Here is a 12,206-nt window from a genome sequence, read left to right as displayed (position 1 = left end):
TCTCCGAAGGGGCGCGCAGCCGAAAAGCGACGCTTGGCGCCGCTTAGGCCTTCTTTTCGGCGGTCGAGACAAGCAGCGGCTGTGCGGCCGTATCGGGGGCCAGTTCCTCGAAATCGAAATTGTCGAGGCGCCGCGCGCGTTTCCCGGCCTTCTCGGCAGAGATCTTGATCTCGGAGATGTCTTTCGCAGCTTGCCCGAAATGCCGGTCGAGGTTTTCGACACGGGTGCCGAGCCGGTCGACATCGGAATAAAGCGCGGCCAGTTCCTTGCGGATCGCGCCCGCCTGTTCGCGCATCCGTGCATCTTTCAACACGGCGCGCATCGTGTTCAGCGTCGCCATGCAGGTCGTGGGTGAGACGATCCAGACCTTCGCGGCAAAGCCTTCGCGCACCAGTTCCGGGAAATTCGCGTGCAGCTCGGCATAGACCGCCTCGGAGGGCAGGAACATCAGCGCGCCGTCGGCGGTCTCGCCTTCGAGGATGTATTTCTCCGAGATCGCCTTGATATGGGCGCGCACGGCGGTTTTCATCGCGCGGCTGGCCTCCTGGCGCTCCCATTGCGTGTCGGCGCGGCGCAGCGCCTCATAGGCTTCCAGCGGGAATTTGCTATCGATCACGATGGGTCCGGGCGGGTTCGGCAGATGGATCAGGCAATCCGCGCGCTTCCCGTTCGAAAGGGTCGCCTGCATCGTGAAACTGTCCGAGGGCAGCGCCTTGCCGACGATATCGTGCAGCTGAATCTCCCCGAAAGCACCACGGGTCTGCTTGTTCGACAGGATGTCCTGCAGGCCCAGCACATTGCCGGAAAGCTTCTCGATATTGGCCTGCGCCTTGTCGATCGCCTCCAGTCGCTGATGCAGGTCTCCCAGCGAGCGCGCCGTGCGGGTCGCGGTGCCATGCAGGCTTTCCGACATGCCGCGAGAAACCTCGGCCAGACGCCTTTCCATCAGGGCGAGCACCTTGGTCTGGCTCGCGGCCTGCGCCTCGGAGACGTGATGCAGGCCGCCGGACAGCTGTTGCTGCCCGTCCGAGAGGTTTTGCACCCGCTGAGCGAGAAGGTTCATCTGGCCGACCATCGGGTCCATCGCACGGGTCTGACGGCCCGCAGCGCGCAGCATGGCGACCATCAGGATCAGCAGGATAACAAGTGCCGCGCTGCCGAGCAGAAGGCCGAGCGTCAGCGGGTCGTTCAGGGTCAGGGTCATATCGCCAAGCTGGATCATGTGCGGCCAAACAGTCTTTCAATATCGCTGAGCTTCAATTCGACATACGTCGGACGCCCATGGTTGCACTGGCCGGAATGGGGCGTGGCCTCCATCTGGCGCAGCAGCGCGTTCATTTCGTCGGCGCGCATCTGGCGGCCCGAGCGGATCGAGCCGTGGCAGGCCATGCGGCTGAGCACCGCTTCGATCTTGGCCTGCACCAACTGGCTGTCGCCGAGATCGGACAGCTCGTCGAGCACGTCGCGCAGCAGCCCTTCGGCATTGATCTCGCCCAGAACGGCGGGGGTTTCGCGCACCGCGATCGCGCTGCCGCCGAAGGGTTCGATGGTGAGGCCAAGGCGGGCGAGCGCGTCGGCATGTTCCAAAAGCAGCGCGGCGTCGCCTTGGCTGAGTTCGACGATCTCGGGGATCAGCAGCGCCTGCGCGGGCACCCCATTCTCGGCCATCTGGCCTTTCAGCTTCTCATAGACGAGCCGCTCATGCGCGGCGTGCTGATCGACGATGACGATGCCGCGCTCGGTCTGGGCGATGATGTAATTCTCATGCACCTGCGCGCGCGCCGCGCCCAAGGGCTTCTCGGTCAGCGCAGGTTCGGCCGGGGCGGGGGCCTCGGCGCGGGCCGAGGGCGCATAGTCGAAGCTGGGCGCGGGGGCCTCCTGGAAGGACGGCTGCTGGTAGGAGAGGGGCTGATAGCCCGGATCGGGCAGCGGCGCCTGCGCGGAGTAGGACGACCGCATCGCGCCGAGGCTCGGGCGATCCATCTGATAGATGCGCGGCGGCTGATCGGCGGTGGGTTCGGGGCGCATCGCGCCAAGCGTCGCATCCGAGACGGTCGAGGAGGCCCGATGCCCGGCTTGCGCCAGCGCGTGGCGCAGCCCGGTCACGATCAACCCGCGCACGGTCGCGGCCTCGCGGAAGCGGACCTCGGCCTTGGCGGGGTGGACGTTGACGTCGACGCGCTCGGGCTCGCAGGTCAGGAACAGGCAGGCGGCGGGGTGACGCTCGCGGCTGAGGAAATCCATGTAAGCCGCGCGCAGCGCTCCGGTCAGCTGCTTGTCGCGCACGGGGCGACCATTGACGAACAGGAACTGCTCCACCGCCGCGCCGCGCGAATAGGTGGGAAGCGCCGCGTAGCCGGTCAGGCGGATATCTTCGCGCTCGGCCTCGATCCGCACCGCGTTGTCGGAAAAGGCGCGCCCGATCACCCGGGCGAGACGTTCCGAGAGCGCGTCGAACAGCTCGCCTTGCTCACCATCGGCGCGGAAGATCTCGCGCGATTTGCCGTTGGACACATCGGTGAGTGTGAAGCTGACATAGGGCTCTGCCATCGCCAACCGCTTCATCACATCGGCGATTGCCTGCGCCTCGGCCCGATCGGTGCGCATGAATTTCAGCCGCGCGGGCGTGGCGAAGAACAGGTCGCGCAGCTCGACCACGGTGCCGCGGTTCAGCGCCGCCGGTTTGACCGGACCGATCTGGCCGCCCGCCACGCCGATCTGGAAGGCATCGAGACCGTCGACGCGCGAGGTGATCGTCAGACGTCCGACCGCGCCGAGCGAGGGCAGCGCCTCGCCGCGAAAGCCGAAAGTGTGGATGTTCAGAAGGTCCGAACCGTCGATCTTCGAAGTGGCATGGCGCGAGAGCGCCAGCGGCAGATCCTCGGCGGTCATCCCGCAGCCGTCATCGGTCACGCGGATCAGCGTCTTGCCGCCATCGCAATATTCCACCGCGACCCGCGCGGCGCCCGCATCCAGCGCGTTCTCCACCAGCTCTTTTACCGCCGAGGCAGGACGTTCGACCACTTCGCCCGCTGCGATGCGGTTTGCCGCAGCGTCATCGAGCTGCCGGATCACGGGGCGCTCAGACGCGCCGATATTGCGGTTGTGCTGGTTCATTCCACTAGGGATAGCATGGCGCGGCGCTCATCTAAAGAGATTCGCGCCAGCTATCCCCAGCGAAATCAGTTCAGGCCCTGCGGGCGTCCGACGACCACGAAGGTCAGGTTGTCGGGGTTCAGGATCCGCTTGGCCACGCGCTGGACATCTTCTTTCGTGACCGCGTTCACCTTGTCGTTGCGGGTGTCGATATAGCTCGGGGCCATGTCGTTGAGCTGCATGCCCGTCAGGATGCCCGCGATCGTGCCATTGCCGTCGAAGCGCAGCGGATAGGCGCCGGTGAGGTAGGTCTTGGCGTCCTCCAGCTCCTTGTCGGTGACCTGGCCGGTCGCCGCTTTCTTCCACTGCTCTTTGACGACCGAGATCGCCTCGGCGACCTTCTCATTGGCGGAAGCGAAGCTGCCCTGCCACGTCTTTGCCAGATCCTTGTCGACGATATAGGAGGCGATGCCATAGGTCAGGCCGCGCTTCTCGCGTACCTCGTCCATCAGGCGCGACGAGAACCCGCCCGCGCCGACGATCTGGTTGAGCACATAGGCCGCGAAGAAATCGGGGTCTTTCAGGCCGATCCCCTTCTGGCCGAACATCACCACCGATTGCGGGCTGTCGAAATCGACCGTGGTCACGCCGCCCTTGAAGCTGGGGTCGGCGGGGGGCGGCATGTCGGCGCCCTTGGCGGGCAGATCGCCCAGCAGCTTGTCGAGCATCGGCCCGAGCTCTTCCGGGGTGATGTCGCCCACGGCGGAGACTATCAAGTGATCGCGGCTCATCACGCGGTCCTTGGCCTCGAACAGGTCCTCGCGCGTGAGGCCCTTCACGCTCTCGACGGTGCCGTTGAGCGAGCTGCCATAGGGATGATCGCCATAGGTGATCTCGCGGAATTTCTCGCCTGCGATGTCGTTCGGATCCTGCTTGCTCGATGCGATCACGGCCAGCACCTGCTGGCGGACGCGTTCGATCGCGCTTTGATCGAAGCGCGGATTGACCAGCGCCTCGCGCAGCAGATCGACGGATTTGTCGCGGTTCTCGGTCAGCATCCGGGCCGAGATATCGAGCGAGTCGTCGCCCACGTCGAAGCCGAATTGCGCGGCCAGCGCTTCCTCGGCCTCGGCGAATTGCTGCGAATTCTTCTCGCCCGCGCCCTCTTCGAGCGTGGCGGTCATCAGGTTGATCGCGCCGCGTTTGCCGGTCGCATCGAGGCTCGCCCCGCCGCGGAAGGCGATGTCGAGCGCGGTGAAGGGGATGTCGTGATTCTCCACCAGCCAAGCCTTGATGCCGCCGGGCGACGTGACCTGCTGAATGTCGATCGCACGAGCGGGCAGGGCCAGGATGCAGGCGAAGAGCGACGCCATCACGAGGCGCGCGGTGATCGGGAAACGGGTGTGGATCATTGCGTGATCTCCTGCGCAGGCACGGGCGGCGCGGCGGGGGCCGCAGCCTCGGCGGGGGCGTCATCGGGACGCTTGGCATAGCCCGTCACCGAGGATTTGTTCTGGAACAGGTCGCGGGCCGCGGCCATCACGTCCTCTTCGGTCACCGAGGTCAGCACGTCCGGCCAATCCTCCACATCCTTTACCGAGAAGCCTGAGGCCAGCGCCTCGCCATAGCGCCGCGCGAGGCCCTGCGTGTTGTCGCGCGAATAGATTTCGGCGGCTTTCACCTGCGTCTTGATGCGGGCGAATTGCTCGGAGTCGATGCCTTCCTTCAGGAATTGCTTAAGCGCCGTATCGAGCGCCTTTTCGGCCTCGGGGAGGCTCACATCCTTGGCGGGCATCACCGAGAGGTTGAAGGTCGTCGCATCGATCGACATGCCGTCATAATAGCTCGACGCATAGATCGCGGTGCCGTCGCCATAGATCAGCTTGCGGCCCAGCACGGAGGTCGCCTGATTGCCGCCGAGAATCTCCGACAGCACTGTCAGGGCGGCGGCGCGCTTCTGGTCGCCCGGATTGCGTTCGGGGGCGAGGTAGCTGCGTACCAGATAGGGCTGGGCGATCTGCGGGTCCTCGAAGGTCAGGTGCCGCGAGGCGCGTTGCGGCGGCTCCTGCGGTCGGGCGCGGGGGCTGAGGTCCTCGGTCGGTTTCAGCTTGCCGTAATACTTCTCGGCGAGCGCCTTTACCTCGTCGGGCTTCACATCGCCCGCGACCACGAGGATCGCGTTATTGGGTGCGTAATATTCGTGATACCAGTTGAGCGCGTCCTGCCGGGTCAGCCCTTCCATCTCCTTGCGCCAGCCGATGACCGGCGTGCCGTAGGGCGAGTTGAGGAACTGGGCGGCGCGCTCCTGTTCGTTGAACAGCGCCCGCGGGTTGGAATCGGTGCGCTGCGCGCGTTCTTCGAGGATCACCTGCAGCTCGGTCTTCGCGTCATCGGGCGAGATCCGCAGATTGCGCATCCGGTCCGCTTCCATCTTCATCACCAGCGGCAGCCGGTCGGCCGCGATGCGCTGGAAATAGGCGGTGTAGTCGTAGCTGGTGAAGGCGTTGTCCGAGCCGCCATTGGCCGCGACCGTCTTCGACAGCTCACCGGGCGCCATCGTGTCGGTGCCCTTGAACATCAGGTGTTCGAGGTAATGGGCGATGCCGGATTTACCGCGCTTCTCGTCGGCCGATCCGGCCTTGTACCAGACCATATGGACCACGACCGGGGCACGGTGATCTTCGATCACGACGCCTTTCAGGCCATTTTCCAACTCGAAGGTAGAGACGTCACCGGCCACCGCCGGGCTCAGACCTGCCAATGTTAGCAGGGCGAACAGAAATGCACGCAATGCCCAACTCCTCACAAGACACAGTTTGGGCGAAGATAAGCACTCTCGCCCGACGTGCAAACGCCGGTGACGTTCTCGTGATGATTTTTCGGATTACTTGACCGCGCGCTGCGCTTCGCCCGAGGGCGGGGCACCGGGCGTGACGACGCCGAGGCGACGCCAGCGCTCGAGCTCTGCCGACTGGTCGAGCTCCATCGGCTTGTAGGCTTTGTAATAGACCGAAACCTGGAACAGACGCTCCAGCAGGCGGCCGTCGTGATCCTTGCGCCACTGGTAATCCTCGGCGGCGAGGGTCTGGCGGATGCCCGACTGGCTGCCGTAGCGCGATGCGGCGGAGACCAGCGCGCGATCCGACGTCGGGACCTGACCGGTCTCGTCGAGGCGGCGCGGATTGCCACCAAGGGCTGCAACGGCATCGGCTTCGGGCGTGGGATCGGTGATGTTCTTGCCGCCCGGCGTGGGCGGCGGCAGCGCATCGAGGTTCTCCGGCATCTCCAACGGTTTCGTCGGAATCACGCCGAATTCGTCCGGGCCTTGGTGCGAAGAGCGCAGATTCATAAGGCTGGGGTCGCGGGAATTGCCGCAGGCAGCCAGCGTCAGTACCGCTGTAAACGCGAGTCCGAGCGTGCCGATCTTCGCCTGCATGAACCACTCCCTTGCCAGTTCCGCCCCCGTCTTAACGCAACATTGGAGCGTCGTCACCTGCGAAAAACAGGCTAGCCGTCGTTGGCGCGATGGTCCTTGCCGGTGAACAGCACCAGACCGACCGCGCCGAGGAAAATCGCCACATCGGCGACGTTGAAAGAATAGGGGTTCTGCCAACCCGGTAGCGACATGTTCAGAAAGTCCGCCACCGCGCCATAGACGAGCCGGTCGACCACGTTGCCAAGCGCACCACCGACTAGCAGCCCGGCCGAGATATTCACCCGGCGCGAATGCGGCTCACGCGCGATCCAGACCCAGACCCAGAGCGAAATCACCAGCGCCACGACGATCAGCACCCAGCGCATCCAGTCGGTTTCGCCGGAGAACAGGCCGAAATTCACGCCGCGATTCCATGCCATGCGAAAGTTGAGATAGGGCGGCACCACGTCGATCGCGCCGCGCTGATCGAGATGCATCCCCTGTACGACGATATATTTCGACACCTGGTCGAGGAGCAGGACGCCCGCTGTCACTTTCGCTGCTAGCCGCATCTGGCCCTCGTTTGTTTCTCGTCACGTCTTCATGCCAGAAAGCGCAGCCCGGTATCTACCGGGCTACGCAAAGATACCGGCAGATCAGTGGCGGAAATGGCGCATTCCGGTGAAGACCATCGCGAGGCCGCGCTCGTTCGCCGCGTCGATCACTTCCTGATCGCGCATCGAGCCGCCGGGCTGGATGATCGCGGTGGCGCCGGCCTCAGCCGCGGTGATCAGACCGTCAGCGAAGGGGAAGAAGGCGTCCGAAGCCACGACCGATCCCTTGGTGGGCGTCTCGGTCAGGCCAGCGGCTTCCATCATGTCTTCAGCCTTTCGCGCCGCGATCCGGGTCGAGTCGACACGGCTCATCTGGCCCGCGCCGACGCCGACGGTCGCGCCGTCCTTGACGTAGATGATCGCGTTCGACTTGACGTGTTTCGCGACTTTCCACGCGAAAAGCAGGTCCTTGAGCTCCTGCTCGGAGGGCTGGCGCTCGGTCACGACTTTCAGATCGTCCAGCGTGATCACGCCATTGTCCTTGTCCTGCACGAGGAAGCCGCCCGCGACCTGACGATAGGTCGTGATCGGTGCGGTGATGTCGGGAAGGCCGCCGGTTTCCAGCAGGCGCACGTTCTTCTTCTTCGCGATGACTTCCTTGGCGGCCTCGTCGACCGAGGGCGCGATGATGACTTCCGAGAAGATCTTGGTGATCTCTTCGGCGGTCGCCGCATCCAGCGTCTGGTTCAGCGCGATGATGCCGCCGAAGGCCGAGGTGCGGTCGCAGTCGAAGGCGCGCTTATAGGCCTCGATCACGGTCTCGCCGGTCGCAACGCCGCAGGGGTTGGCGTGCTTGATGATCGCGACGGCGGGTTTCTCGGTGCCGAATTCCGAGACGAGCTCGTAGGCGGCATCGGTGTCGTTGATGTTGTTGTAGCTCAGTTCCTTGCCCTGAAGCTGCTTGGCGGTCGCGACGCCCGGACGGTTCGTGCCGTCGAGGTAGAAGGCCGCCGACTGATGCGGGTTCTCGCCATAGCGCAGGGTCTGCGCGAGCGTACCAGCGAAAGCGCGGCGGCGCGGGGTCTCTTCGCCGATGGCGCCTGCCATCCAGGTCGAGACGGCGGCGTCATAGGCCGCGGTGCGCGCATAGGCGATCTGGGCGAGGCGTTGGCGGAACGGGTAGGAGGTCGCGCCGTCATTCGCGTCGAGCTCTTCCAGAACGGCGGCGTAATCTTCGACATCCACCACGGTCGAAACAAAGGCGTGGTTCTTCGCCGCTGCCCGGATCATCGCCGGGCCACCGATATCGATATTCTCGATGCAGGTGTCGTAATCGGCGCCCTTCGCGACCGTTTCCTCGAACGGGTAGAGGTTCACCACCAGCAGGTCGATCGCCTCGATCTGATGCGCTTCCATCGCGGCGAGGTGTTCTTCGTTGTCGCGCAGCGCCAGCAGGCCGCCATGCACCTTCGGGTGCAGCGTCTTCACGCGGCCGTCCATCATCTCCGGGAAGCCCGTCAAATCGGCGACGTCGCGCACGCTGAGACCGGCTTCGCGCAGGGTCTTGGCGGTGCCGCCGGTCGAGAGAAGTTCGACGCCGCGCGCGGCAAGCGCCTGGGCGAAGTCGACCAGTCCGGTCTTGTCGGAAACGGAAATCAGCGCACGGGTCAGGGGGATCGGGCGGGTCACGGGCAGCTCCTCGCAAGGCTCAGGTCAGGGGCGCCCAGGGCCATCCTCGGGATCTGCCCCAAGGTCAGGGCGCGTCGATGGCCGTGGAGTTATCGCGTGCTTGCGAAAAGGTCCAGCCAATCTGGCAAGCCCGGTCCAGAACCTTGCTGGAAAGCACGATCTGTTGCGCAGGACGCGGGCGAATGCGCCCTTTTTCGAGGTAGACCGAGGGTTCCAGCGCCAGATCGGCGACCCCGTCATGGCGGAAAATCCAGATTTCCCCGGTGCGCAGCGCAACTGAGACGGCGGTGCCACCCAGATCGAGCGCCGCGTCGCAATCGGGATGCAGGTGGAAGCGGATGTCGAAGGGAATGCCGCGCAGGCCTTCACGCTCGAAAATCTGGTCGAAGCGCTCGATGTCGTCAGGGGTCATCGCACCGAGCGTGTCGCGGCCGCGCAATTCGCGCCCGTCGACGGACAGGTCCAGCTCGCGGATATGCGACATGCCATGGGTCTCGGCATAGCCGTCATGGCCGAAGATCATCCCCGTCTCGGACAGATCGTCGGGCTTGAACCAGACGGTTTTCGGCGTCTTGTCGAGATAGGCGCGCGGGGCCCGTCCGAAGAGACGCTCGGGGCCGAGGCGGGACGAGGAATAGCCGTAGATCGAGAGGGTCGAATGGCTGGCGGTGGCGCGGCCTGCGCGGTGCCAGTCCGAGCCGAATTGCGCACCCGAGCCGCAATTGACGATCAGCGGGCGGCGGCCCGAGGTCAGTTCGAAGGCCAGCGTCGAAGCATGGGCATTGGCCGAGGCCTCGCCCTGCGGCGGTCGCGCTGCGTCGATGATCAGCGAGCCGCGCCCGCCCTGCATCCGCACGAAACCCATCGCGATCGGCTCGCGCCGGACGCTGCGGATACCGGTCGCCGAAAGCGCCGTTTCGAGTCGCCCTTCGGGTCCGCGCCCGCCACCGTGAAATCGCGCGAGCGCCCCATCGGAGTGGCGCAGCGCGCGCAGGGTCGGCGCGATCCGCGCGATCGCATCGAGGATCGGACCGGGCGGCGTGCGTCCTGCCGTTTCCAGCGCCTCTGCTGCCCAGTTCAGCAGCGTCAGAATTTCCAGCAATTCCTCGGGATTTCGGGTCGCGATCCCGCCCTCGGGGTCGATCTCCGCCGCGCAATCGCGCGACAGGGCCTCCAGCGCGGGGTCGGCATGGCGCTCCATCCCGGTCAGCGCGAGCCCCGCATAGACAAGCCCGGTTAGCGCTTCGAAACGGGGCAGCCCGCAGGCCGCGCCCGCCCAGCGTTTCGACAGGAAGATCGTCTGTTGCCCCAGCGCGCGGAAGAAGCGGTCGGCATCCTCGCGCTCGCGTCCGTTCAGAAGCAGGATCGCATGGTTGATCCAGCGGATCAGGCGGCGGCCCGTCAGGTCGGGCGTCCAGCCCGGCCCGCTGCCGTCGCCGAAGCGGTCGATCCAGCCGAAGACCCAGTCCTGTGCGCGCAGGCGCGCCTCGCGGGTGCCCAGCGCCGCAAGGTCGTCGAGCCAGCCGCAGCCCTGCAGCGCATCCTCGAAAGCCGGGCCGGGGATCGGCAGGTCCCAGATGTTGACCCCGGGACCTTCGATCAGAGAGCCCGCAAACAGGAAGTTGCCCTGCACGAGTTGCCGCCCCTTGGCGTAAGAGCCGATCGTGCGCGGCTCGGGCTGGCTGACGAATCCGGTCGCCGTCTGCGCACGGCCTGCGCGCGCAGCAGCAAGGCGGTTCAGCGCCGTGCCGAATTTTGCCGATGATCGGGTTCTGTCCTTACCCATTCCGTTGCCGCTTGCATGCCCTTCTGTCGGGGAATGCGGTCACGTTACTGGGAGGCAGGCGCGCTGTCACCGCCTCGGCGGTCGGTTCACGCAGAGCGTTGCAGTCGCGCCATGTAGAAGCCGTCCATCCCCCCGAGATCAGGCCAGAAATCGGGCCGCAGCCGCAGCCCGCCCTCCTCGGTGATCCAGTCTGGCTCTATGCCGGGCAGGTCGGGACAGATCACGGTAAGGTCCGGATGCCGGGCAAGCGCGGCCTTGATCTGCGCCTCGCCCTCTTCGGGCAGAAGCGAGCAGGTCGCATAGACCAGCGTGCCGCCGGGCTTGAGCCATTGCAAAGCGCGATCCAGAAGCTGTTCCTGCAACGCGAAAAGCGGCTTGATCGACGCGCCGTCCTTGATGAAGGGCAGGTCGGGATGGCGGCGGATCGTGCCGGTGGCCGAGCAGGGCGCATCGAGCAGGATCGCATCGAAGGGCGCGTCAGGCTCCCATTCGAGCGCGTCGGCCGCGACGATCTCGGCCTCCATCTGCGTCCGGTCGAGGTTTTCCGCCAGCCGTTCCAGCCGCGCCTCGGAAATGTCCAGCGCGGTGACATCGGCGCCCATCGCAGCGAGTTGCAGCGTCTTGCCGCCGGGGGCTGCACACAGGTCGAGCACGCGTGCGCCAGATGCCGGGGCCAGCAGCTTCGCGGGCAGCGCGGCGGCAGCATCCTGCACCCACCAAGCGCCGTCTTCGAAACCGGCCAGCTCGGACACTTTGCCCGGATCGGTCAGTCGCAGCGAGCCCGTCGGTAGAAGCGTCGCCCCCAGCGTCTCGGCCCAGCCTGCGGCATCGTCTTTCACGCTCAGATCGAGCGGCGCGCCCGCCAGATGCGCAACCTCCATCGCCTGCGCGGCCTTCTTGCCAAAGGACGACATGACGCGCCCGCGCAGCCAGCCCGGCATTTCCGGCGCGGGCGTCGCGGCCCATTTCTCGCCTTCCTCGGAGACCTTGCGCAGCACGGCATTCACCAGCCCCGAGAAGCTTTGCAGCTTCGGTCCGGCCGATTTCACCAGCGTCACGGCAGCATCGACCACGCCATGCGGGGCTTGCTTTTCTTCCAGCAGCTCGACCGTGGCCAGCCGCAGGATCGCCATCACATCCGTTGGCGTGCGGCGGCGCAGATGCGGTTTGATGATCCGGTCGGCGCGGCCCAGATGGCGCAGCGTCGTCGTCGCGAGGCGCTGGGCGCGAGCGCGTTGCGACGGCTCCAGCCCGTCGAGCGCCTCCGCGCCGATCTGTTCGGCGAGGCTCTCGCGATCCTCGAGAACGCCCACGATCAGGCCAAGGGCTGCGCGGCGCGCGGGGTCGGGTCTGGACATGGGCTGCGGCTTCCTGGCTTGTTGCGGCTTAAGCACGGGCCTATATCATGCCCCGATCCACAGACAAGAAAGGACGCGCCATGTCCGATCAGCCCGAAGAGACCCGCGACCTGCCGCCCGCCGCGATCCGCGCGCTCGCCGAAGCCGAAGAACGCCGCAAGACTGCGCAGGCGGCGGAGCTGCCGACCGAGCTTGGCGGTCGCGACGGACCCGAGCCCGTGCGCTACGGCGATTGGGAGAAGAAGGGCCTCGCGATCGACTTCTGATCGCGGCGCGGTCTCAGAGGCCGGGGGCGCTGCCCCCGGACC

At 65.9% G+C, this 12,206-nt stretch carries 10 protein-coding genes; 1 reads left to right on the top strand and 9 read right to left on the bottom strand.

Going from position 1 to position 12,206, the window contains the following annotated elements; all coding sequences use genetic code 11:
• Positions 1-43 precede the first annotated feature (43 nt).
• The 9 genes from F8R15_RS17535 to F8R15_RS17495 all read right to left on the bottom strand — a co-directional run bounded on the left by F8R15_RS17535 (position 44) and on the right by F8R15_RS17495 (position 11,898).
• Positions 44-1,222, bottom strand: coding sequence for a DNA recombination protein RmuC (locus F8R15_RS17535; RefSeq protein ID WP_152845443.1), 1,179 nt, complete (start codon positions 1,220-1,222; stop codon positions 44-46).
• Positions 1,219-3,117 carry a DNA mismatch repair endonuclease MutL gene (gene mutL / locus F8R15_RS17530; protein ID WP_152845442.1) on the bottom strand — a complete coding sequence of 633 codons (1,899 nt, stop codon included), beginning with the start codon at positions 3,115-3,117 and terminating at the stop codon, positions 1,219-1,221. The genes F8R15_RS17535 and mutL overlap by 4 nt, the downstream gene beginning before the upstream one ends.
• Before the next feature lie 65 nt (positions 3,118-3,182).
• Positions 3,183-4,508, bottom strand: coding sequence for a pitrilysin family protein (locus F8R15_RS17525; RefSeq protein ID WP_152845441.1), 1,326 nt, complete (start codon positions 4,506-4,508; stop codon positions 3,183-3,185).
• Positions 4,505-5,887 carry a pitrilysin family protein gene (locus tag F8R15_RS17520; RefSeq protein WP_152845440.1) on the bottom strand — a complete coding sequence of 461 codons (1,383 nt, stop codon included), beginning with the start codon at positions 5,885-5,887 and terminating at the stop codon, positions 4,505-4,507. Before F8R15_RS17520 ends, F8R15_RS17525 begins: the two co-directional genes overlap by 4 nt.
• 93 nt (positions 5,888-5,980) lie before the next feature.
• A complete protein-coding gene (locus F8R15_RS17515) occupies positions 5,981-6,532 on the bottom strand; it encodes a DUF3035 domain-containing protein (RefSeq protein ID WP_078542514.1) in 552 nt (183 codons plus the stop codon).
• Between the two features lie 71 nt (positions 6,533-6,603).
• Complete coding sequence (lspA, locus tag F8R15_RS17510) at positions 6,604-7,083, bottom strand: signal peptidase II (protein WP_152845439.1); 480 nt, start codon at positions 7,081-7,083, stop codon at positions 6,604-6,606.
• 84 nt (positions 7,084-7,167) lie between these two features.
• A complete protein-coding gene (gene purH / locus F8R15_RS17505; RefSeq protein ID WP_368731090.1) occupies positions 7,168-8,754 on the bottom strand; it encodes a bifunctional phosphoribosylaminoimidazolecarboxamide formyltransferase/IMP cyclohydrolase in 1,587 nt (528 codons plus the stop codon).
• A 64-nt stretch (positions 8,755-8,818) separates the two neighbouring features.
• Positions 8,819-10,540: a heparinase II/III family protein gene (locus F8R15_RS17500; RefSeq protein ID WP_152845437.1), complete on the bottom strand. Its 1,722-nt coding sequence runs from the start codon at positions 10,538-10,540 to the stop codon at positions 8,819-8,821.
• A gap of 86 nt (positions 10,541-10,626) precedes the next feature.
• The gene (locus F8R15_RS17495) at positions 10,627-11,898 is read right to left on the bottom strand and encodes an RsmB/NOP family class I SAM-dependent RNA methyltransferase (RefSeq protein ID WP_152845436.1); all 1,272 of its coding nucleotides are present in this window, start codon (positions 11,896-11,898) and stop codon (positions 10,627-10,629) included.
• Between the two features lie 80 nt (positions 11,899-11,978).
• Between F8R15_RS17495 and F8R15_RS17490 the strand changes: the two genes are divergently transcribed.
• A complete protein-coding gene (locus tag F8R15_RS17490; RefSeq protein ID WP_083078016.1) occupies positions 11,979-12,164 on the top strand; it encodes a DUF1674 domain-containing protein in 186 nt (61 codons plus the stop codon).
• The last annotated feature ends 42 nt before the right edge of the window (positions 12,165-12,206 follow it).

The organism is Thioclava sp. JE_KL1 (genome assembly GCF_009296265.1).
Lineage (GTDB): Bacteria > Pseudomonadota > Alphaproteobacteria > Rhodobacterales > Rhodobacteraceae > Thioclava.
This window is presented reverse-complemented; position numbering and strand designations above follow the sequence as displayed.

Bases quoted from the DNA above. Each gene is read 5' to 3' on its own strand.
- F8R15_RS17535 (WP_152845443.1), bottom strand. From the start codon at position 1,222: ATGATCCAGCTTGGCGATATGACCCTGACCCTGAACGACCCGCTGACG.
- mutL (WP_152845442.1), bottom strand. From the start codon at position 3,117: ATGAACCAGCACAACCGCAATATCGGCGCGTCTGAGCGCCCCGTGATC.
- F8R15_RS17525 (WP_152845441.1), bottom strand. From the start codon at position 4,508: ATGATCCACACCCGTTTCCCGATCACCGCGCGCCTCGTGATGGCGTCG.
- F8R15_RS17515 (WP_078542514.1), bottom strand. From the start codon at position 6,532: ATGCAGGCGAAGATCGGCACGCTCGGACTCGCGTTTACAGCGGTACTG.
- lspA (WP_152845439.1), bottom strand. From the start codon at position 7,083: ATGCGGCTAGCAGCGAAAGTGACAGCGGGCGTCCTGCTCCTCGACCAG.
- F8R15_RS17500 (WP_152845437.1), bottom strand. From the start codon at position 10,540: ATGGGTAAGGACAGAACCCGATCATCGGCAAAATTCGGCACGGCGCTG.
- F8R15_RS17495 (WP_152845436.1), bottom strand. From the start codon at position 11,898: ATGTCCAGACCCGACCCCGCGCGCCGCGCAGCCCTTGGCCTGATCGTG.
- F8R15_RS17490 (WP_083078016.1), top strand. From the start codon at position 11,979: ATGTCCGATCAGCCCGAAGAGACCCGCGACCTGCCGCCCGCCGCGATC.